Annotated in this window: 24 protein-coding genes and 1 riboswitch; of the genes, 12 read left to right on the top strand and 12 right to left on the bottom strand. The window is 67.2% G+C overall.

Translation table 11 applies throughout. The annotated features are described in order from the left end of the window. Positions 1-155: 155 nt before the first annotated feature. The 5 genes from Q7V45_RS13155 (at position 156) to Q7V45_RS13135 (ending at position 4,362) form a co-directional block, all read left to right on the top strand. A complete protein-coding gene (locus Q7V45_RS13155) occupies positions 156-881 on the top strand; it encodes a PhoH family protein (protein ID WP_304852627.1) in 726 nt (241 codons plus the stop codon). A gap of 284 nt (positions 882-1,165) precedes the next feature. Beyond that, complete coding sequence (gene uvrC / locus Q7V45_RS13150) at positions 1,166-3,052, top strand: excinuclease ABC subunit UvrC (protein WP_304852625.1); 1,887 nt, start codon at positions 1,166-1,168, stop codon at positions 3,050-3,052. Further along, the gene (pgsA, locus tag Q7V45_RS13145) at positions 3,052-3,639 is read left to right on the top strand and encodes a CDP-diacylglycerol--glycerol-3-phosphate 3-phosphatidyltransferase (RefSeq protein WP_304852624.1); all 588 of its coding nucleotides are present in this window, start codon (positions 3,052-3,054) and stop codon (positions 3,637-3,639) included. The genes uvrC and pgsA overlap by 1 nt, the downstream gene beginning before the upstream one ends. After that, the gene (gene moaD, locus Q7V45_RS13140) at positions 3,636-3,887 is read left to right on the top strand and encodes a molybdopterin converting factor subunit 1 (protein ID WP_304852622.1); all 252 of its coding nucleotides are present in this window, start codon (positions 3,636-3,638) and stop codon (positions 3,885-3,887) included. The genes pgsA and moaD overlap by 4 nt, the downstream gene beginning before the upstream one ends. 4 nt (positions 3,888-3,891) lie before the next feature. Next, entirely contained in the window at positions 3,892-4,362 is a 471-nt protein-coding gene (locus Q7V45_RS13135) for a molybdenum cofactor biosynthesis protein MoaE (protein ID WP_304852620.1), read from the top strand. A 67-nt stretch (positions 4,363-4,429) separates the two neighbouring features. On the opposite strand, the gene Q7V45_RS13130 is transcribed toward Q7V45_RS13135, so the two are convergent. The 5 genes from Q7V45_RS13130 to thiO all read right to left on the bottom strand — a co-directional run bounded on the left by Q7V45_RS13130 (position 4,430) and on the right by thiO (position 7,940). Further along, positions 4,430-5,389, bottom strand: a complete 960-nt coding sequence (locus Q7V45_RS13130) for a HesA/MoeB/ThiF family protein (protein WP_304852618.1) — start codon at positions 5,387-5,389, stop codon at positions 4,430-4,432. Further along, positions 5,386-5,985 (bottom strand): thiamine phosphate synthase, encoded by a 600-nt coding sequence (locus Q7V45_RS13125; RefSeq protein ID WP_304852616.1) that lies wholly within the window; start codon positions 5,983-5,985, stop codon positions 5,386-5,388. The genes Q7V45_RS13130 and Q7V45_RS13125 overlap by 4 nt, the downstream gene beginning before the upstream one ends. Before the next feature lie 4 nt (positions 5,986-5,989). Then, complete coding sequence (locus tag Q7V45_RS13120) at positions 5,990-6,766, bottom strand: thiazole synthase (protein WP_304852614.1); 777 nt, start codon at positions 6,764-6,766, stop codon at positions 5,990-5,992. Between the two features lie 3 nt (positions 6,767-6,769). Beyond that, entirely contained in the window at positions 6,770-6,967 is a 198-nt protein-coding gene (gene thiS, locus Q7V45_RS13115) for a sulfur carrier protein ThiS (protein WP_304852611.1), read from the bottom strand. Next, the gene (gene thiO / locus Q7V45_RS13110) at positions 6,936-7,940 is read right to left on the bottom strand and encodes a glycine oxidase ThiO (RefSeq protein ID WP_304852609.1); all 1,005 of its coding nucleotides are present in this window, start codon (positions 7,938-7,940) and stop codon (positions 6,936-6,938) included. The genes thiS and thiO overlap by 32 nt, the downstream gene beginning before the upstream one ends. Continuing rightward, a riboswitch (TPP riboswitch) is annotated at positions 7,936-8,053 on the bottom strand. Its footprint overlaps the gene before it by 5 nt. Before the next feature lie 78 nt (positions 8,054-8,131). On the opposite strand from thiO, the gene Q7V45_RS13105 reads away from it, so the two are divergent. Beyond that, entirely contained in the window at positions 8,132-8,650 is a 519-nt protein-coding gene (locus Q7V45_RS13105; RefSeq protein ID WP_304852607.1) for a hypothetical protein, read from the top strand. A 7-nt stretch (positions 8,651-8,657) separates the two neighbouring features. Here the strand turns inward: Q7V45_RS13105 and Q7V45_RS13100 are convergent, their stop codons facing one another. Further along, a complete protein-coding gene (locus Q7V45_RS13100) occupies positions 8,658-9,590 on the bottom strand; it encodes a branched-chain amino acid aminotransferase (RefSeq protein ID WP_304852605.1) in 933 nt (310 codons plus the stop codon). 133 nt (positions 9,591-9,723) lie between these two features. Further along, positions 9,724-10,365 carry a glutathione S-transferase family protein gene (locus Q7V45_RS13095; RefSeq protein WP_304852603.1) on the bottom strand — a complete coding sequence of 214 codons (642 nt, stop codon included), beginning with the start codon at positions 10,363-10,365 and terminating at the stop codon, positions 9,724-9,726. Positions 10,366-10,464: 99 nt separating this feature from the next. On the opposite strand from Q7V45_RS13095, the gene Q7V45_RS13090 reads away from it, so the two are divergent. The 4 genes from Q7V45_RS13090 to Q7V45_RS13075 all read left to right on the top strand — a co-directional run bounded on the left by Q7V45_RS13090 (position 10,465) and on the right by Q7V45_RS13075 (position 14,193). Then, on the top strand, positions 10,465-10,962 hold the full coding sequence (locus tag Q7V45_RS13090) for a MarR family winged helix-turn-helix transcriptional regulator (RefSeq protein WP_304852600.1): 498 nt from the start codon (positions 10,465-10,467) through the stop codon (positions 10,960-10,962). A gap of 6 nt (positions 10,963-10,968) precedes the next feature. Further along, positions 10,969-11,673, top strand: a complete 705-nt coding sequence (locus Q7V45_RS13085) for a response regulator (RefSeq protein ID WP_304852598.1) — start codon at positions 10,969-10,971, stop codon at positions 11,671-11,673. After that, entirely contained in the window at positions 11,670-13,025 is a 1,356-nt protein-coding gene (locus Q7V45_RS13080; protein ID WP_304852596.1) for an ATP-binding protein, read from the top strand. The genes Q7V45_RS13085 and Q7V45_RS13080 overlap by 4 nt, the downstream gene beginning before the upstream one ends. A gap of 64 nt (positions 13,026-13,089) precedes the next feature. After that, complete coding sequence (locus tag Q7V45_RS13075; RefSeq protein ID WP_304852594.1) at positions 13,090-14,193, top strand: branched-chain amino acid aminotransferase; 1,104 nt, start codon at positions 13,090-13,092, stop codon at positions 14,191-14,193. Positions 14,194-14,374: 181 nt separating this feature from the next. On the opposite strand, the gene Q7V45_RS13070 is transcribed toward Q7V45_RS13075, so the two are convergent. The 5 genes from Q7V45_RS13070 to Q7V45_RS13050 form a co-directional block, all read right to left on the bottom strand. Continuing rightward, positions 14,375-14,713: a tRNA-binding protein gene (locus Q7V45_RS13070; RefSeq protein WP_304852592.1), complete on the bottom strand. Its 339-nt coding sequence runs from the start codon at positions 14,711-14,713 to the stop codon at positions 14,375-14,377. Between the two features lie 120 nt (positions 14,714-14,833). Beyond that, on the bottom strand, positions 14,834-15,268 hold the full coding sequence (locus tag Q7V45_RS13065) for a phasin family protein (protein WP_304852590.1): 435 nt from the start codon (positions 15,266-15,268) through the stop codon (positions 14,834-14,836). A gap of 128 nt (positions 15,269-15,396) precedes the next feature. After that, a complete protein-coding gene (locus tag Q7V45_RS13060; RefSeq protein ID WP_304852588.1) occupies positions 15,397-16,032 on the bottom strand; it encodes a TetR/AcrR family transcriptional regulator in 636 nt (211 codons plus the stop codon). Next, entirely contained in the window at positions 16,029-16,826 is a 798-nt protein-coding gene (proC, locus tag Q7V45_RS13055) for a pyrroline-5-carboxylate reductase (RefSeq protein WP_304852586.1), read from the bottom strand. The genes Q7V45_RS13060 and proC overlap by 4 nt, the downstream gene beginning before the upstream one ends. A gap of 4 nt (positions 16,827-16,830) precedes the next feature. Further along, positions 16,831-17,565 (bottom strand): enoyl-CoA hydratase/isomerase family protein, encoded by a 735-nt coding sequence (locus Q7V45_RS13050; RefSeq protein ID WP_304852584.1) that lies wholly within the window; start codon positions 17,563-17,565, stop codon positions 16,831-16,833. A 69-nt stretch (positions 17,566-17,634) separates the two neighbouring features. Between Q7V45_RS13050 and Q7V45_RS13045 the strand changes: the two genes are divergently transcribed. Together Q7V45_RS13045 and Q7V45_RS13040 are read left to right on the top strand one after the other, a co-directional pair. Then, positions 17,635-17,892, top strand: a complete 258-nt coding sequence (locus Q7V45_RS13045) for an accessory factor UbiK family protein (protein ID WP_304852581.1) — start codon at positions 17,635-17,637, stop codon at positions 17,890-17,892. A 114-nt stretch (positions 17,893-18,006) separates the two neighbouring features. Continuing rightward, the coding region (locus tag Q7V45_RS13040) for a hydantoinase/oxoprolinase family protein (RefSeq protein WP_304852578.1) at positions 18,007-19,374 on the top strand (1,368 nt) is incomplete at its 3' end.

Below are 19,374 nucleotides of genomic sequence, written 5' to 3'. Positions count from 1 at the left end.
GACGGAAACTGGTTCACCGGTGGAACATCCACCGCGTGCCCTATCGACCTCACCCTTCAGTCAGACCATCGATCGCCAACGCCTCCGCTCGCCGGGGGCGTTTTTGTTTTGGGCGATCGGTTCCACTCCCCTGACCATGACACCGGAGTATGAATATGGCCAAACGCGCCGCACGCCGAGCCAAGCTGCACGCCATCGACAGCGCCCGTATTCACAGCGTCGTCTTCGACCACACTCCGGCCAATGACCGAGACCAGAGCTACATCAAGAAGATCCGGCCGAGGAGCGACAACCAACGGGTCCTGATGGAGGCCATCGACAGCAAACCCCTTACCGTGGCGCTCGGTCCCGCCGGCACCGGCAAGACCTACCTGGCGATCGCCGCCGCCGTCGAAGCCCTGGAGAGCGGCACGGTCTCGCGGATCGTGCTGTCGCGGCCGGCCGTGGAAGCCGGCGAGAACCTGGGATTTCTCCCGGGCGACATGCGCGAGAAACTCGATCCCTACCTGCGCCCGCTGTGGGATGCGCTCAACGACCGGATGGGGCCCAAGCGTCTCGCCCAGCACCTCGAAGATGGCACGATCGAGATCGCCCCGGTGGCCTTCATGCGCGGGCGGACGCTGAACAATGCCTTCGTCCTGATCGACGAGGCCCAGAACTGTACCTATGGCCAGCTCAAGATGCTGCTGACCCGGCTGGGCTGGCACTCCACGATGGTGATGACCGGCGATCCGGACCAGACCGACCTGCTGCCGGAACTGTCCGGTCTGGCTTCGATCGGGACCCGGCTGGACGGGCTCGACGACGTCGCCGTGGTGCGGCTCACTCAGGAAGACGTGGTCCGCCATCCGCTCGTCGGGCGCATGTTGTCGGTGTTGTAAAGCCACCGAACTTATCCACATATCGAAGCGCTGCGGCCGATTGGATCGAAAAGGGAACAAAAGGGTTAGCCAGCGTTTTCTCACTCGAGCCAGAGCGGTCAAAAAGGCAAATATAACATAGGGTTGAACGAGGGGTGGCGGGCGACTGCCACCCCTCCTACATTGAGTCAATACAGTGACGCTGGCGTAACGGCCGGAGGACGTACGGCTTCTGCACAGACTTCCCCACATGCGCCCGACTGCCTTGTGCAGACGACGGTGCGGGGCCATTTTCCGCGTCCCAGATGACCGACCAAACCGACATCGACCTGCCCCCCAGCGAGGGTTCGCTTTCTGACGGAATGCGGATCATCGCGGACTTCGTGCGGACCCTGCCGCGCAAGCCGGGCGTCTACCGCATGATCGCGGCCGACGGCGAGGTTCTGTACGTCGGAAAGGCGCGCTCGCTGCGCAGCCGGGTGGCCGCCTATACCCAGCCGACCCGGCTGGCGACGCGCCTGATCCGCATGGTCTCGGCAACGCGGACCATGGAATTCGCCGTCACCGACAGCGAAGCCGAGGCGCTGCTTCTCGAGAACAACCTGATCAAGCGCTTCATGCCGCGCTTCAACGTGCTGCTGCGCGACGACAAATCGTTTCCCTACATCGTGATCCGTCGCGACACCGACTGGCCGCAGCTCGCCAAGCATCGCGGGACGCGCGGTCCGGCTAACGAGTATTTCGGGCCGTTCGCGTCGGCCACCGCCGTCAACCGCACGCTCTACGCGCTGCAGCGCGCCTTTCCACTGCGCTCCTGCTCGGATGGCGTCTTCTCGACCCGCACGCGCCCCTGCCTGCAGTATCAGATCAAGCGCTGTACGGCGCCCTGCGTCGGCCGCATCGAGAAGCCGGAATACGACGCCATCGTCGACGACGTCCGGGGTTTCCTGGGCGGGCGCAACCGCGAGGTCCAGCAGACCCTGTCGAAGCGCATGGAGCAGGCCTCGGCCAATCTCGAATTCGAAGGCGCCGCCATTCTGCGCGACCGCATTCGCGCGCTGGCCCAGATCCAGTCGCACCAGTCGATCAGCCTGCCGTCGATCGACGAAGCCGATATTTTCGCGGCCCACGCCGAAGGCGGGCAGATCTGCGTCCAGGTCTTCTTCCTGCGGGCCGGCCAGAATCTCGGCAACCGCGCCTATTTCCCCAGCCACGCCCGGGAACTCGACGAGGGCCCGGTACTGGAGGCGTTCATGGGCCAGTTCTATGAGAACCGGCAGGCGCCGAAGCTGATTCTGACCAGCCACGATGTCCCCGAGCGCGAGCTCATGGAAAGCGCCCTCGCTCTGTCGGCTGGCCACAAGGTCGAGATCCGCCAGCCCAAGCGCGGCGACCAGAAGGATGCGCTCGACCAGGCGGTGAACAATGCCCGCGAGGCGCTGGGCCGCCGCATGGCCGAACGGGGCACGCAGCGCACCCTGCTCGAGGGCGTGGCCCGCGTGTTCGGGCTCGACGCGGCGCCCGAGCGCATCGAGGTCTATGACAACAGCCACATCCAGGGCACGGCGGCGATCGGCGCCATGATCGTGGCGGGCCCGGAGGGCTTCAACAAGAACGCCTACCGCAAGTTCAACATCAAGACCGAAGGTGCTGCGGGCGACGACTTCGCGATGATGCGCGAGGTGATGACCCGCCGCTTCGGCCGCGCGCTGAAGGAGAACCCCGAGCGCGACGACGAGCATTGGCCGGACCTGCTCCTGATCGACGGCGGCCAGGGCCAGCTCGAAGCGGTCCGCCAGGTGATGACCGAACTGGGCCTCGAGGACATCGCCCTGGTGGGCATCGCCAAGGGGCCGGACCGCGATGCGGGCCGCGAGCGCTTCTTCATGGCCGGCAGGCCGCCCTTCTCGCTCGAGCCGCGCGATCCGGTTCTCTACTTCCTGCAACGGCTGCGGGACGAGGCGCATCGCTTTGCGATCGGCACTCACCGCACGCGCCGTGCGGCAGACATGACACGCTCGGCGCTCGACGAGGTGCCGGGCATCGGCGCCGGCCGCAAGCGTGCGCTGCTCAATCATTTCGGCAGCGCCCGCGCCGTTTCGGGCGCGACTCTGGAAGACATCAAGTCGGTGCCGGGAATCTCCGACGCGCTCGCCCAGAAAATCCATGACCACTTCCGGGGCGGCCGGTAATGTCAGGTTCGATGCTGTTCAACCTTCCCAACATGCTCACCCTCTCGCGCATCGTCGCGATTCCGCTGGTCGTGGCCTGCTTCTGGCTCGATCGTGGCTGGGCGCAGTGGCTGTCCATGGCGCTGTTCGTGGCCGCCGCTGTGACCGACTGGTTCGATGGCTATTTCGCACGGCGCTACCACCAGATCTCGCGTTTCGGCCGCTTCCTCGATCCGATCGCCGACAAGCTGCTGGTCGCCGCTGCCCTGGTCATGCTGGTCGACAACAGCACGCTGGCGGGCGTGAACGTGCTGGCCGCCCTCATCATCCTCGCGCGCGAGATCCTGGTCTCCGGCCTGCGCGAGTTCCTCGCGGAACTGCGGGTCGGCCTGCCGGTCAGCGCGCTCGCCAAATGGAAGACGGCGGTGCAGATGGTGGCGATCGCCGCGCTGCTGGTCGGCGACTCCGCCGCGCACTGGGTCACGCAGGCCGGCATCGTGCTGATCTGGATCGCCGCGGCGCTCACGCTCATCACCGGCTACGACTATCTCCGCACCGGCCTGCGCCACATGGCGGAAGACCCCCCATCCTCGGGCGGGCAGAAGTGAAGATCCGCTATTTCGCCTGGATGAAGCGCACCGTCGGTGTTCCCGAAGAAGAGGTGACTCTGCCCGACGGGATCGACACGGTGGGCGATCTGGTCGTCTGGCTGCGCAGCCGCAGCCCGGGCCATGCCGAGGCGCTCGCCGAAGGCGCGGCGTTCGGGGCCGCCGTCGATCAGCGCACCGCGACCTTCGACGTGAAGCTCGCCGGCGCGCGCGAAATCGCCTTCTTCCCGCCCTTCACCGGCGGCTGACGTCATGAGCGTGCGCGTCCAGGAAGCCGATTTCGATGTCGGCGCCGAGTTGGCCCGCCTCACCGACGGCAACAAGCGCATCGGCGGACTCGCGGTCTTCGTCGGTCTCGTGCGCGAGATGCATGTGCGCGAGGGCTATCATCGCGACCGGATCGACGCGCTGACGCTCGAACACTATCCCGGCATGACTGAAGCATCGCTGCAGGAGATCGAGGCCGAGGCGAGCCGGCGCTGGCCGCTCGAGGCGAGCCTGATCGTGCACCGCTATGGCCGCATGGAGCCGGGCGAACGAATCGTGCTGGTGGCCGTCGGTTCGCCTCATCGCGAGGCCGCCTTCGAGGCCTGCGAATTCCTCGTCGATTGGCTGAAGACCAAGGCCCCCTTCTGGAAGCTGGAAGACACGCCGAAGGGCGAGCAATGGGTCGGCGCCCACGAAGGCGACGATGCAGCGGCGGCGCGCTGGGAGAAGACCTAGGCCACAGCCCTATTTCACCCCCGCTTCATCGGCGAGAGGATGCATGCCTCTTCCGATCAGGGCCGCTTCAGCCCAGGGCAACAAGGGCGAGATTCGTGACACCACGCTCGCGCAACCGGTCGGCCGCCATAAGCGCCCGCTGGCCGCTGCGACACGCCAGGACGACACGTCCCGATGGCGTGCCCAAATCGTCGATCGTATCGACGACCAGCCGCCGCGCGCCGGCGAAGGGTGAGACCGGCGCCTCGTCGAGGCCGCGCAGGTCGACCACGATGTCGTCGGATCGCACCTGGTCGGGCGCGATGAACGCCACCTGGTCCTCGGGCTCGGGACTGCCGGCAAAGGAGAAGCCACCGAAGGCCAAGCGCTTGGCGTCGAACGTGACCACGCGGCCCAGCACGCCGGGTTCGAGGCCGAGCAGATGATGCAGCGTGAGATGGGCCTGCAGGCTGCCCATCATCGCCACCGCGGTGCCGATCACGCCCACCGTGGCACAGGTGCCGCCGTCGACCGAGACTTCCGGGAACACCGCGCGATAGCTCGGGCCGCCGCCGCAGAAGACGCCGGCATAGCCCGTCATGCCGATCACCGACGCACTCACCAGCGGCCTGGCCGCCGCGAAGCAGACGTCGCTCAGCATGTAGGTCACGGCGAAGCTGTCCGCGGCATCGACCACGATGTCCGCCTCGGCGACCAGACGCGCCGCATTCTGCGGCGTCAGCCGCTCGGCGACCGCGTCGATGCGGACATGCGGATTGAAACGCTGCAGGGTGGCGCGCGCCGCCTCGGCCTTCGGCTTGCCGATGTCCGGCATGCCGTAGAGCGGCTGGCGGTGCAGGTTCGTCTCCTCGACCGTGTCGTGATCGACGATCGTGAGACGTCCGACGCCAGCACCGGCGAGATACTGCAGAACCGGGCAGCCGAGGCCGCCCGCACCGACCACCAGCACCGAGGCGGCGGCGAGACGCGCCTGCCCCGCTTCACCGATCTCGGGCAGCACGGCCTGGCGGGCGTAGCGGTCGGTCACGGCTTTCTCGTCGCGGCGATCCAGGCCTTGGCCTGACCGATCGGATCGGCATGGTTCACGATGTCGCCCACCACCGAGGCGATGTCGGCGCCCGACTTCAGGCACAGCAGCGCACGTTCGAGGGTAAGGCCACCGATAGCGACCAGCGGCCGGTCGCCGATGATCTTCTTCCATTCGGCCAGTCGCTCGGTGCCCTGCGGCGCCCACGGCATCTGCTTCAGCTTGGTCGGCCAGATCGGGCCCAGCGCGACATAGTCGGGATCGATGGCGAGGCCTTTGTCGAGCTCGGAATGGTCGTGCGTGCTGACGCCGATCTTGACGTTGGCGCGACGCAGCGCCTTCACGTCGGCATCGACCAGATCCTCCTGGCCGAGATGGACCCAGGTGCAGCCTTCGTCGATCGCGACCTGCCAGTAATCGTTCACGATCAGATCGGCGCCGTACTGCGCGCAGACGGCTTTCGCCTCGCGCACCTGCCGCCGGATCTCGGCCTCTTGCTGGTCCTTGATGCGCAGCTGGATGAGCTTCGTGCCGACGGGCACCAGCTTCAGCACCCAGTTCGAATCGGGCACCACGGGATAGAACGGATCGAGCATCTCTTTAATCTCCAAGCGCCGCTTTGCCGATCACAGGCGTCGACGGCACGGCCATGTCGCGCGGCTCCATCGGGCGCGCAAGATAGGCGGCACGACCGGCTTCGACGCCGAGCGCGAAGGCGCGCGCCATCTCGACCGGATCGCCCGCTTCGGCAACCGCCGTGTTGAGCAGCACGGCGTCGTAGCCCAGCTCCATCGCCGCCGCTGCATGCGAGGGCACGCCCAGTCCGGCATCGACCACCAGCGGGATCTCGGGGAAGTGCGCGCGCATCGAGCGCAGGCCGTAGACGTTGTTCAGGCCACGCGCCGAACCGATCGGCGCGCCCCACGGCATCAGCACCCGGCAGCCCGCCTCGACCAGCCGCTCGGCGACCACCAGATCCTCGGTCGTGTAGGGGAAGACCTCGAAACCCTCTTCGGAGAGAATGCGGGCCGCTTCGACCAGGCCGAACACGTCGGGCTGCAACGTGTCGGCCTCGCCGATCACTTCGAGCTTGATCCACGGCGTGTCGAACAGCTCGCGCGCCATGTGGGCGGTCGTCACCGCCTCCTTCACCGAATGACAGCCCGCCGTGTTCGGCAGCACGCGCACGCCCATCGACTGGATGAGCGACCAGAAGGCCTGGCCGGCGCGGCCCGTGCCGCTCTCGCGCCGCAGCGACACGGTCACGACTTCCGCGCCCGACGCCTTTACCGCACGTTCGAGGACCGCCGGCGAGGGATAGCGCGAGGTGCCGAGCAGCAACCTCGACTTCAGCTCGACGCCGTAGAACGAGGACATCGCCTATCCTCCCTGCATCGGCGCGACGACTTCGATCCTGTCGCCATCGGCCAGTTCGGTACGCGGACGCGCGGACGCGGCGACGAAGCGGCCGTTCACCGCGGTCGCGATCTTGCGGCCGCCGAAGCCCAGCGTTTCGAGCGCCGCCGCGAGCGTGCCGGGGGCAACCTCATGCATGTCGTCGTTCAGGTATATCCGCATCTCTCGTCTCCAGAAGCACAGCGTCGGCAACCTGACGCGCCAGCCACGGCGCGAGCAGGAAACCATGCCGGAAAAGTCCGTTGGCGTGCAGCACGCGGCCTGTGCGGCGGATGCACGGCAGGTTGTCGGGAAAGGTCGGCCGCAGATCGGCGCCCAGTTCGACGATCTCGGCCTCGCCGAAGGCCGGGTGCAGCGTGTAGGCCGCGTTCAGCAACTCCATGGCCGAACGCACGCTGACGGCGCGTCGTTCCTCGCTCTCGATCATCGTGGCGCCGATCATGAATACCCCGTCGCCGCGCGGCACGATGTAGAGCGGAATGCGCGGATGCAGCAGCCGTACCGGACGCGACAACGAAACGTCGCGGGTCCGCACCACGAGCATCTCGCCGCGCACGCCGCGCAGGTCGGGAAGCTCGTCACGCGCCGCAAGGCCCCGGCAATCCACCACGAGGCCCGGCCCGGCTTCCGGCGGCTTTCCGCCGATGCCGAACCGGATCGGAACGCCGCGCGCTTCGAGGCCGGCGGCGAGCGACGCCAGCGCCTTGCGTGGCTCGAGATGGGCTTCGTCGGGGAAGAACAGTGCACGGCGAAACCGGCCGGCGAGGTCGGGTTCGAGGGCCGCAATGCGGTCGCCGTCGATCCACTCGTAGCGCTCGGTCCGCGCCGCAAAGCGCGTGAGGTCGGCGGCATCGCGCGGCGGCGTGAGGACCAGGCTGCCCTGGCTGACGGTGCCGGGATAGTGGCGCCGCCACCAGTCGATCGACGGCTCACCCAGACGGGCGACGATCTCGTCGGTGGTCGCCCGCTCGCACCACGGCGCCAGCATGCCGCCGGCCATCCAGGAACAGGCGCTTTCGCCCAGCCGGGCGCTGCGCTCCAGCAATTCGACGGCGACACCGCGGTCGGCAAGCTCCGTTGCGCAGGCCAGGCCCGCAACGCCAGCTCCGATGATCGATACGACAGGTGAACCCACAGCTGACTCCCGTTCCTTCGCCGGCATGACCCGGATCAGGTTCAAAGGGTTCAGCCGTTAAGGCTGTCTCAGCCCGCTTCCTACACGGAGGTCAGGCACCCCTCGGACGTCATCGAGAAAAGGGGATTGCAGACCCCAATGTCAAGCGGGCTCAGCATCGCCTATGATTCATGGCTGCCCATGGAGATTGTATGATTGGCTCGTTCTTTGAGGCCATCTTCACCGTCGTCGGCACCGTCATCGGCTGGCTGTTCCGCCCCCTGATCCGCGAGATCCGCACGGCCCTGGGTCTTGACCGTCCGAAGACCGCGCCAGCCGGGATCAAGCAGCGTGAGCTGCATCAGGACGTGAAGAACGGCATTCTGGCAGCCCTGCAAGCCGACAAGGAAGCAAAGGCGGCGCTGCCGCCCGGCTGGCGCGGCTCCTATTCGGCCATCTCGAGCGACTCGGAGAAGATCGGCGACTTGGCCGTCGGAACCGAAATCCGCCTCGTCCTCGAACCCGACGATCCCGATCGCGAGGACGCGGTCCGCGCCGAAGCAGACTTACCCGACCGATCCACGGTGCGAATCGGCCATCTGCGGCGAGGCCATGAACTCAGCCGAAGCATTGCCTATGGCCGCGTCCGCTGCTGGTTTGCCGCCCGCCGCCGCACTTTGCGGGCCGACGCCTGGGAAACCGTCCTCTTCGTCGCCGTCTACGATCCCTGAAGCAACCTCACGCCGCCAGCGAGGATGCCGGCGTCATCAGATGCGTGGCCTCGCCGAAGCCTTCGCTGTCGGGCGCGCGCACCAGCTTCTGGAAGTCGGCCATCAGCGTCTTGGCGACCGGACCCGCCTGGAAGTGATGCTGGTCGATCGAGCCGACCGGCACGATCTCGGCCGCGCTGCCGCAGAGGAAAACCTCGCTCGCGTTGCCGAGTTCCTCCGGCATCACGTCGCGTTCCTCCACCGTCCAGCCGCGCGTCCGCGCCATGCCCATCACCGCACGGCGCGTGATGCCATCGAGGAAATTGTGCGGCGTCGGCGTGACGAGCTTTCCGTCGATCACCAGGAAGATGTTGGCGCCGGTCGTCTCCGCGATGCGGCCCTGCCAGTCGAGCATCAGCGCATCGTCGAAGCCGGCCTTGAGCGCGCGGTCCTTCTCGATTCCGCAGATCACGTAGAGTCCCGCCACCTTGGCATGCCCGGGTGCCGTCTCGGGCGACGGCCGGCGGTACTTCGCCATGGTCACGTTGATGCCGGTATCGCGCGCCTGCACCGAGAGGCGGCCTTCCTGGGCCCAGGGGGCAATGGCGAGATGGACCGTCGTGCCGATCGCCGACACGCCCAGCACTTCCGAGCCGCGCCAGGCGATGGGGCGGATGTAGCCCGCGGTGAGGTTGTTGGCCTTCACGACGGCACGGGTCGCCTCGTCGATCTCCTCGCGCGACCAGGGGATGTCGTAGTCGAGCAGGGTGGCCGAGCGGATCAGGCGGGCGCTGTGGGCGGACAGGCGGAAGACGCGGCCGTCATAGATGCGCTCGCCCTCGAAGACGGCCGAGCCGTAGTGCAGCGCATGGGTGAGCACGTGCATGCGGCTGTCGCGCCACGGCACCAGCTTGCCGTCCAGCCAGATGAAACCGTCCCGGTCATCCATGGTTAAGGACATTGCTTTATCCTCCATCGATTGATTCCAAATAGGTCTCCGGGGAGACCCCCAGAACAACTATCGGGCTAGATAGGTCAATATTACTGACCTTGTCAATCACACTGACCCTGCGCGACATTCGCCTTGTGCGGCGTCAGGTGAGGAGGAGCGGCATTCCCGGATCGCCCTTCTGCATCGCCCGCCGGTAGGCCGGACGGGCGGCAACGCGCTGCAGATAGGCGCGGATCGCAGGGTACGGCGCGAGATCGTAGGGCAGGAAGTAGCGCATGGTCGTCAGGGAGAAGACGGCCATGATGTCAGCTGTGGTGAGCTCATCCCCCGCCAGATACTCCGCCGTCCCGAGCCGCGCCTCGACGAGGCCGAGGGCAAGGTCGAGGCGGGCCTTCATGGCCTTCATCACGGCATTGTCGGCCGGAAGATCGAGCCGTCCGAGGATCATGTTGCGCCCCGTCGCAGGCTGCAGCGTGCCGTTGGCGAAGTGGAACCAGTAGAGGAACGGCGCGAAGTCGGGATGGTCGGGCGCCCGCACGAGCCGGCCCTTGCCGTACTTTGCGACGATGTACTCGACGATGGCGCCGGACTCGGCCAGCAGCACGTCGCCGTCCTGGATCACCGGCGCCGCGCCGAGCGGGTGGAGCGCCTTGTAGTCCGGCGGAGCGAGCCGTGTGACCGCGTCACGGTCGTAGACCTTCAGCTCGTAGGAAAGGTCGAGTTCCTCGCAGAGCCAGACGATCCGTTCCGACTGCGACACGCCGAGATGGTGAACGGTCAGCATGGCGCCCTCTTGCGGTTCGGGAGGTTTCGGGATGGAGGGTCGCGCTAACATCCGCTTGCGCGGGGTGTCAACGGAGCCCGCCCGCACTATAAAGATGGCGTGGAATCCAGAGCCCCAGCCAATCCCCTTTTCCTCCGTGACGAAGAGCTGCGACAGGGCATCGAGCTGATGTTCTATGCCTATCGCGACTTCACCTTCGAATCCGACCAGCAGCTCCGGCGCTACCAGCTCGGCCGCGCCCATCACCGCGCGCTGTACTTCATCGGTCGCCATCCCGGCCAGACGGTCGGGCACCTCCTCTCGATCCTCAAGGTCACCAAACAGTCGATCAGCCGCGTGCTGAAGGACCTGATCGAGCAGGGCTATGTCGAACAGAAGAGCGGCGCGCGCGACCGCCGCGAGCGCCTGCTGTGGCTCTCGCCGAAGGGTCAGGAACTCGAGCGCGACCTGACGGACCGCCAGAGCCAGCGCTTCGCCCGGGCCTATCGCGAGACCGGCGCCGAGGCGGTGGAGGGCTTCCGCAAGGTCCTGCTGGGGCTGCTCGACCCGCCGGAGCGGCAGGTCGTCGACAAGCGATTGCGCGGCGGCGGCCGCTAGCGCGCCATGGATGCGTCGACCGACAAGCCTCACATCCTGGTCGTCGACGACGATACGCGCCTGCGCGAACTCCTGAAGTCGTTCCTGTCGCGCAACGACTTTCGCGTCTCGACCGCGGCCAGCGCCGCGGAGGCGCGCCAGCGGCTGAGTTCGCTCGATTTCGACCTGATCGTGCTCGACGTCATGATGCCCGGTGAGACCGGGCTCGAGTTCGCGACCGAGCTGCGCCGCACCGACGACGTGCCGATCCTGATGCTGACGGCGATGGTCGAGACGAAGGATCGCATCGCCGGCCTGGAGCGGGGCGTCGACGATTATCTCGGCAAGCCGTTCGAGCCGCGTGAACTCCTGCTGCGCATCCAGAGCGTGTTACGCCGAGGCCGGTCGGCCGGCATGGTCGCCGCCCCCGAAGCGCAGCGGCAGGTGACGTTCGGCCCCATGCAGTTCGACCTCGCACTGGGAGAACTCACCGACAAGGGCAACCGGGTGCCGCTGACCGACGCCGAGATCGCCCTGATGCGCGCCTTCACCGGCCGCATCGGCGAAGTGCTGAGCCGCGAGACGCTGTGCAGGATCATCGGAGCGTCCGTGAACGAGCGCGCCATCGACGTGCAGGTGACGCGGCTGCGGCGCAAGATCGAGCCCGACCCGTCGTTTCCGCGCTACCTGCGCACGGTGCGCGGCCAGGGCTACCGGCTGGTCGACGCATGAAGTGGAGCACCATCGGCGACATCTTCGAGCGCATCGCGCAATGGTCGGACAAGCATTCGCCGCAGACCCTGTTCGCGCGCGCTCTCCTCATCATCGTCGTGCCGATGCTGCTGCTGCAGGCCCTTTCGGCCTGGTGGTTCTACAGCCAGCGCGGCGACAACGTCACCAACCGCCTGGCCATCCTGCTGGTGCGCGACCTGCGCCTGCTGATCTCGTTGCGCTCGGACTTCCCCGACGACGAGCATCGCGACTGGATCCTGCGCCGCTCCGCCCAGGACCTGCTGCTGTTCGTGTCGTTCCGCAAGGGCATCGTGCGGCCCTTCAAGGAGCCGGAATATTTCGACATCGTGGCGCGCGAGGTGCAGGGCGCGCTCGAGGCCGACCTGAAGCGGCCCTTCTTCCTCGACAACAATATCGGCGGCGGCCAGCTCCTGGTCGAGATCCAGCTCTCGGACGGCGACGTGATGGACGTGCTGGTGCCGCATGTGCGCCTCACCTTCGGCTCGAGCTTCGCCTATGTCCTGGCCCAGCTCGGCCTTGCCCTGGTCCTGTTCGGCCTCGCCATCTGGTTCATGCGGCGCGAGCTCGTGCCCATCGAGCATCTCGGCGTGGCGGCCGACGCCTTGGGCAAGGGACGCGACGTGCCCGACTTCGCCTTCTCCGGCGGGACGCGCGAAGTCCGCAACGCCGCCACCGCCTTCCACACGATGCGCATCCGCCTGCGGCGCTCGATCCAGCAGCGCACCGAGATGCTGGCCGGCGTCAGCCACGACCTGCGCACCCCGCTCACCCGCATGAAGCTATCGCTGGCGCTGCTGCCGGACTCGCCCGAAACCCGCGAGCTTTCCGACGACGTCGACGACATGCAGCGCATGATCGAAGGGTACCTTGCCTTCGCGCGCGGCGAGGGGGACGAGGATCCGGTGATGTCCGACCTCTCGGAGATTCTCGAGGATGTCGCGGCCGGTGCGCGCCACGGCAAGGCCAGCCTCGAGCTCTCCTGGAAGGGCGACATGAACGTCGAGCTGCGTCCGATCGCCATCAAGCGCTGCCTGACCAACATCGTGTCCAATGCCCAGCGCTATGCCAGCGAGATCAGGATCGAGGCCGTGCGCGGCCGGACGTCCGTCGAGATCACAGTCGACGACAACGGACCCGGCATTCCGGCCGAGAACTACGAGGACGTGTTCCGGCCGTTCCTGCGGCTCGACCAGTCGCGCAATGCCGCGACCGGCGGGGTGGGGCTGGGCCTCAGCATCGCCCGCGACGTGGCGCGCAGTCACGGCGGCGACGTCACGCTGGCGGTCTCGCCGCTGGGCGGTTTGCGCGCGATCGTGCGAATTCCGCTGTGAGCAGCGCGCCGGCACTTGCGGCGCGGCCGCCTGTGATAGAGTGAAGGAAATACTTCAGAGAGAAATGCCCAAGACAATGTCCAAGACACCGCTCCAGTTCACGCACGTCGCCCATCCGTCGCCGCTTCCCGCCGAGAAGCGCGCAGAGCTGCTCAAGAATCCGGGCTTCGGCCGCGTCTTCTCCGACCACATGGTGACCATCCGCTACCATGAGTCCAAGGGCTGGCACGATGCGAAGGTCGAGCCGCGCGCGCCGATCCCGATGGATCCGGCCTCGGCCGTCCTGCACTACGCCCAGGAGATCTTCGAGGGTCTGAAGGCCTATCGCACGGCCGATGGCGGCGCGACGCTGTTCCGCCCGCTGGAGAACGCCCGCCGCTTCCAGCAGTCGGCCGAGCGGCTCGCCATGCCGGCCCTGCCGGAGGAGGTGTTCCTCGAAGCCGTCGACCAGCTGGTCAAGATCGATCGGGCGTGGATTCCCGACGGCGACGGCAGCCTCTACATCCGGCCCTTCATGTTCGCGAACGAGATCTTCCTCGGCGTGAAGCCCTCGTCGGACTATCTGTTCATCGTCATCGCCTCGTCGGTCGGCGCCTACTTCAAGACCGATGCGCCGGCGGTGTCGGTCTGGGTCTCCGACGATTTCACCCGCGCGGCACCGGGCGGCACCGGCGCCGCCAAGTGCGGCGGCAACTATGCCGCCAGCCTGCAGGCACAGGCCGAAGCGACGCGCCACGGCTGCGACCAGGTCGTGTTCCTCGATGCCGTCGAACAGCGCTGGATCGAGGAGCTGGGCGGCATGAACATCTTCTTCGTGTTCGACGACGGCTCGATGATCACCCCGCCGCTCGGCGGCACGATCCTGCCCGGCATCACGCGCAGCTCGCTGCTCACGCTGGCGAGGGACAAGGGCATCAAGGTGAGCGAGGAGCGCTATTCGATCGAGCAGTGGCGCAAGGATGCGGCCAGCGGCCGGCTGCGCGAGGCCTTCGCCTGCGGCACCGCCGCGGTCGTCACGCCGATCGGCACGGTGCGCAGCAAGGACGGCGAATTCAGGATCGGCAATGGCGGCTCCGGCGCCAGGACCGAGGAGCTGAAGGCCGCCCTCGTCGGCATCCAGCGCGGCCGCACGGCCGACCCGCACGGCTGGATCCACAAGGTTTTCTAGGCCGCCACCGACCTCATCCTGAGAGGCTGGCCGGGAATGAATTGAATCAATTCAAGCACTTACCTCATCCTGAGGAGCGCCGCGAAGCGGCGCGTCTCGAAGGATGGGCAACAGACGGGGTGCTCGTGCCCATGCTTCGAGACGCGCCCCTGCAGGGCGCTCCTCAGCATGAGGTGAGGGTTCAGAACAACTTGCCGCCGTTCGGCACCCGCTTGGTTGGCGCGATCAGCACGACGCTGCCGTCGGCGGCCGGGAAGCCGAGCGTCAGGACTTCGGACATGAACCGGCCGATCTGGCGCGGCGGGAAGTTCACGACCGCCGCGACCTGACGGCCGACCAGCTCCTCCGGCGTATAGTGCACGGTGATCTGCGCCGAGGACTTCTTCGTCCCGATCGCGCCGCCGAAATCGATCAGCAGGCGGTAGGCGGGCTTGCGCGCGCCTTCGAGCGGCGCCGCCTCGACGATGGTGCCGACACGGATGTCGACACGCTCGAAATCTTCATAGGTGATGGTCGTCATGGTGCGCTGACCCTAGAGCGGCAGGATCAAAAGACAAAGAGCGCGCAAAAGAAAAGGGGCCACGTACGCGGCCCCTTCTCCGGATCGGCGACAGGCCGACCCACGCTTACTCTAAAGCGCTTACTTCTTGGCGATCGCGGCCTTGACCTCTTCGGTCAGCTCGGCGACGCGGGCGCTCAGCGCCGTCACGGCGTCGGCCTGGCCCTTGGTGTAGAGGTCGGCCAGTTCCTTCGAGTTGGTGATCGCCGACTCGTAGGTCTTCTTCATGAAGTCGATCTGCTTGGCGGCCTTCTCCTCGACGGTCGCGGCGGCGAGCACTTCGCTGCCGTGCTTGGAGAAGTCTTCCATCGCGGCGCGGACCATGTCGCCCTGGCGCTGCGCGATCGTCTTCATCTGCTCGACGGCGGCGGTGTTGAGCGAGGTCATGGTCGCGAAGTTCTTGCGAGCGGTCTCGACGAACGTCTCGACGTTCATGGTCGGGAGCTTGAACTCACCGGAGATCTTGCTGAAGTCGAAGTCGGCGAAGGGGTTCTTGAAGGCACCGTTGGCGTACATGGATATCTCCTGAGGGACGAAGCAAGGCTGAGCTGGGGTGCCCCGCTTTGCTGCGGTGCACAATGAAGCTCAATTTAGGGATGCATTGCAGCGAGTCAAGGGATGTTTTTGTGCACTGCACAAAATATTCACGCCTCGGGCGAAACCGGAGCGCCCGGCGGAACGCCTCCCTGCGGCGATTTCACATATCTGTCAAAGAGTTGCGACCACCGCTCCGCCGTCTTCAGGCGGTTGTCCAAGGCCGCCATCGTCTTGGAAAGGTCCTGGGTCTCGTCCCGGTCGAACACCCGCGACACGGCGTAATGGATGACCAGCAACCCGTTCTGCCGCAGCGCACCGGGTAACCCGTCGCTGGCGACCGACGCAGCCTCCAGCATCGCCGCCATGGAGCGACGCAAAGGTGGCCCCATCGAAATCGCCAGCATCGGGTCGCGCGTGCCCGCGCGGCGGAGCGCGCGCAAAGCCGCTCGGTGGGGCCGGAGCGCGTCGTAGCGGCGCATCATCACGTCGAACAGCCGGTCGCGGGGCGTCTCCTCCGGATCGATCGAAGACGGCGTTCCCGCCATCACTTGCGCATCGATACGGGCCATGAAGGCCGCTGCCAGCGAGAGCTTGTCGGGGTAGAGGCCATAGAGTTCAGCGAAGCCCAGCCCGGCTGCCTCGGCCACTTCCCGCAGTGACACGTCGGCATAGCCCTTCTCGGCGATCAGGCCGAGGAAGGCCTCGAGAGCCTTGTCACGAGCCTGGTTGGGAGCTTCAGTCACCCTGCCAACTCCTTCGAACGGTGCGAGGCGGCCGCCAGGGCCTTGTCGAAGACCGGTTGGATGCCGTCGGTAGCCATCAAGACCTGCAGGGCTGCGGCGGTCGTACCGCCGGGACTGGTGACGTTGACGCGCAGCTGCGAGGCTGGCTCCGGAGACTGCTTCAGCAGTTCCCCGCTTCCGACCACCGTGGCGCGGGCGAGTTGCATGGCCATGTCGGCCGGCAGCCCGGCCTTCACACCTGCTTCCGCCATCGCCTCGACCAGCAGGAAGACATAGGCCGGGCCGCTGCCGGACAGGGCGGTGACGGGATCCATCAGCGCCTCGTCGTCGGCCCACAGGACCTGGCCGACCGCTTCCAGCAACTCGTGACAGCGCTTCTTTTCCGCCACCGTCACGCTCGCCGCCGCGGTGGCGACAGTGATGCCCTGCCGCACCGCCGCCGGCGTGTTGGGCATGGAGCGCACGATCCTGGCCGCATGGCCGAGACGGGCGGCGAAATAGCCCAGGGTCTTGCCGGCGGCGATCGACAGGAAGACCGACCCCTGCCCGGCAAACCGCCGGAGATCGACCAGCGTCTCGTCCATCGACTGCGGCTTGACCGCCAGCACGACGATCTCGGGCGTCTCCTGCATTTCGGCCGAGGACGAGACCACCCGGACGCCGGCGTGCCGGGGCCGGATCGCCTCGACCGGCTCGGCGACGACGATGTCGGCGGCCGGAAGGCCGCGCGCCAGCCAGCCGTCCAGCATGGCACCGCCCATCTTGCCGCACCCGACCAGCAGCAGCTTGCCCATTGCCCTAGCGTCCCTTGAATTTGGCGGAGCGCTTCTCGCGGAAGGCAGCGGCCCCCTCCTTGCGATCCTCGGAATTGGCGATGGTCTCGAGCTTGTAGCGCTCCGGCACGAAGACTTCGGCCGGGCCGCGCGGCAGCGTCTGGTTGGCGAAGTCGCGCAGGGTGCGGATCACCAGGGGCGCGGACTCGGCGATGACCTTGGCCATGCGGCGCGCCTCGGCACGCTCCTGCCCCAGCGGCACGACCTTGTTCACGAAGCCCACGTCGTAGGCGCGCTTCACCGAGATTTCCTCGCCGAGCAGCAGCAACTCCATCGCAACCTTGTGCGGCATGCGCGAGACGATGCCCGGCATCAGACCACCGAACACGCCGACCTTCGCCTCAGGGTACATGAACTTCGTGGTATCGGCAGACACCATGAGATCACACGTCATCACGAGGCAGATACCGCCGCCGATCACCCAGCCCTGGGTGGCGGCGATGACCGGCTTGGTGAGCGCGTGGCTGACATGCGGCACGGCCTTCCACATGGCGGCGGGCGGACTGTGGAGGTCGGCGCCCACGCAGAAGGCCGGGCCGTCGGCCTGCAGCACGGCGACCTGGTCGTCGCCCTCCTCGAAGGCGCGATAGGCCTCGTAGAGCCCGTCGCACAGCTCCTGGGTCAGCGCGTTGCGCTTTTCCGGGCGCATCATGGTGATGGTGGTGATGCCTTCGCTCGACTCGACTTTGACCAGACCCACGGCGTCCTCCAGTGCTTCTTGCGCCGGATGCTACCAGCCGCCCATACTCGCCGCATCAGGAGACCTGCCATGCAAACCCGCAATCCGTTCATCGACGACCTCACCAAGGTGGCCAACGGCGCCATGGGCGCGCTGACCGGCATGAAGGACGAGGTCGAGGCCCGCTTCCGCGACCAGATCGCCAAGATTCTGGACGGCATGGACATTCCGCGACGCGACGAGTTCGACGCCGTGAAGGCGATGGCCGCCAAGGCGCGCGAGGAGAACGAGGAGCTGAGGAAGCAGATCGCCGATCTGCAGGCCAGGCTCGCCGGCAACGCCAGTTAACGTCCCCTTGTCATCCCGAGCGTAGCGAGGGACCTTTAGGGCCATGAGCAAAGGTCCCTCGCTACGCTCGGGATGACAATGTGCGCGGGGCCGGCACAAGCTGAAAGGATTCTCATGCGCGTCGGTGTCGAGGTTGGCGGAACGTTCACCGACCTCGTCGCCGTCGAGGGCGGCCGGCTGGTCGTCACCAAGGTGCCGAGCACGCCGAAGTCGCCCGATGTCGGCGCCTTCGCGGCGCTCACGGCTTCAGGGATCGATCTCGCGCGCATAGAGGATCTCGGCCACGGCTCGACCGTCGCCACCAATGCCGTGCTGGAGCGCAAGGGCGCGACCGTGGCCTTCGTCGCGACGGCGGGCTTCCGCGACCTGCTGTTCATGCAGCGCCACGACCGGCGCAACATCTACGATCTCTTCTATGCGAAGCCCGTGCCGCCGGTGCGCCGCAAGGACTGCTTCGAGGCGGTCGAACGGCTGCGCGCGGACGGTTCCGTCGAGACGCCGCTCGACGAGGCGAAGGTGAAGGCCGAGCTGCTGCCCGCCCTCCGGGACGGCGGCTACCGCGCGATCGCGATCTGCCTGCTGAATGCCTATGCCGACCCGGTGCACGAGAAGCGGCTGGCCGCCTTGATCGGCGAGGCGCTGCCGGGCGTGCTCGTGACCTGCAGCCATCAGGTGGCGCGCGAGTTCCGCGAATTCGAGCGCGCCTCGACGACCCTGCTCTCGGCCTATGTGCAGCCGGTGATCGACGGCTACCTGCATCGGTTCGAGAGCAAGCTCGCGGAGGCGGGCTTCAAGGGCCGCTTCACGGTGATGCAGTCCAACGGCGGGCGCCTGCCCGCCGAGGCGATGCGCCAGAGCGCGATCACCGCCCTCTATTCCGGTCCCGCGGCCGGCGTCGTCGGCGCCACGCGCCAGGCGGCCCGCTCCGGTTTCAAGGACCTCATCACCTTCGACATGGGCGGCACCTCGACCGACGTCTGCCTGGTGCAGGACGGCCGGCCGTCGCTGGCGGCCGAGACGGAGATCGACGGCCTGCCGATCCGCACGCCGGTGCTCGACATCGTCTCGATGGGCGCCGGCGGCGGCTCGCTCGCCTGGGTCGACGATGGCGGCATGCTGAGGGTCGGCCCACAAAGCGCCGGCGCCGATCCCGGTCCGGCCTGCTACGGCCGTGGCGGCACCGAGCCGGCAACGACCGACGCCCATATCGTGATCGGCACGATCCGACCGGGCGCGTTCCTCGGCGGCCGCATGCAGCTCGATGGCGAGGCCGCGCGCCGCGCCTTCGAGCCGCTGGCCGAACGCTTTGCCCTGAGCGTCGAGCAGGCCGCGTCCTCGGCCCTGCAGCTCGCCGACGCCAACATCGTGCGCGCCATCCAGCTCGTCTCGACCGAGCGCGGCCGCGATCCGCGCGACTATGCGCTGGTGCCGTTCGGCGGCGCGGGCCCGCTGCATGCCGCGCGCATCGCCGAGGAGCTCGGC

The organism is Reyranella sp. (genome assembly GCF_030651995.1).
In the GTDB taxonomy this organism is placed as follows: domain Bacteria; phylum Pseudomonadota; class Alphaproteobacteria; order Reyranellales; family Reyranellaceae; genus Reyranella.
This window is presented reverse-complemented; position numbering and strand designations above follow the sequence as displayed.

Coding starts and splice junctions, on each gene's coding strand:
- uvrC (WP_304852625.1), top strand. CDS start 1,166: ATGACCGACCAAACCGACATCGACCTGCCCCCCAGCGAGGGTTCGCTT.
- Q7V45_RS13120 (WP_304852614.1), bottom strand. CDS start 6,766: ATGTCCTCGTTCTACGGCGTCGAGCTGAAGTCGAGGTTGCTGCTCGGC.
- Q7V45_RS13135 (WP_304852620.1), top strand. CDS start 3,892: ATGAGCGTGCGCGTCCAGGAAGCCGATTTCGATGTCGGCGCCGAGTTG.
- Q7V45_RS13155 (WP_304852627.1), top strand. CDS start 156: ATGGCCAAACGCGCCGCACGCCGAGCCAAGCTGCACGCCATCGACAGC.
- thiS (WP_304852611.1), bottom strand. CDS start 6,967: ATGCGGATATACCTGAACGACGACATGCATGAGGTTGCCCCCGGCACG.
- Q7V45_RS13070 (WP_304852592.1), bottom strand. CDS start 14,713: ATGACGACCATCACCTATGAAGATTTCGAGCGTGTCGACATCCGTGTC.
- Q7V45_RS13085 (WP_304852598.1), top strand. CDS start 10,969: ATGGATGCGTCGACCGACAAGCCTCACATCCTGGTCGTCGACGACGAT.
- Q7V45_RS13125 (WP_304852616.1), bottom strand. CDS start 5,985: ATGCTCGATCCGTTCTATCCCGTGGTGCCCGATTCGAACTGGGTGCTG.
- Q7V45_RS13045 (WP_304852581.1), top strand. CDS start 17,635: ATGCAAACCCGCAATCCGTTCATCGACGACCTCACCAAGGTGGCCAAC.
- pgsA (WP_304852624.1), top strand. CDS start 3,052: ATGTCAGGTTCGATGCTGTTCAACCTTCCCAACATGCTCACCCTCTCG.
- Q7V45_RS13065 (WP_304852590.1), bottom strand. CDS start 15,268: ATGTACGCCAACGGTGCCTTCAAGAACCCCTTCGCCGACTTCGACTTC.
- proC (WP_304852586.1), bottom strand. CDS start 16,826: ATGGGCAAGCTGCTGCTGGTCGGGTGCGGCAAGATGGGCGGTGCCATG.
- Q7V45_RS13080 (WP_304852596.1), top strand. CDS start 11,670: ATGAAGTGGAGCACCATCGGCGACATCTTCGAGCGCATCGCGCAATGG.
- Q7V45_RS13095 (WP_304852603.1), bottom strand. CDS start 10,365: ATGCTGACCGTTCACCATCTCGGCGTGTCGCAGTCGGAACGGATCGTC.
- Q7V45_RS13100 (WP_304852605.1), bottom strand. CDS start 9,590: ATGTCCTTAACCATGGATGACCGGGACGGTTTCATCTGGCTGGACGGC.
- Q7V45_RS13105 (WP_304852607.1), top strand. CDS start 8,132: ATGATTGGCTCGTTCTTTGAGGCCATCTTCACCGTCGTCGGCACCGTC.
- Q7V45_RS13075 (WP_304852594.1), top strand. CDS start 13,090: ATGCCCAAGACAATGTCCAAGACACCGCTCCAGTTCACGCACGTCGCC.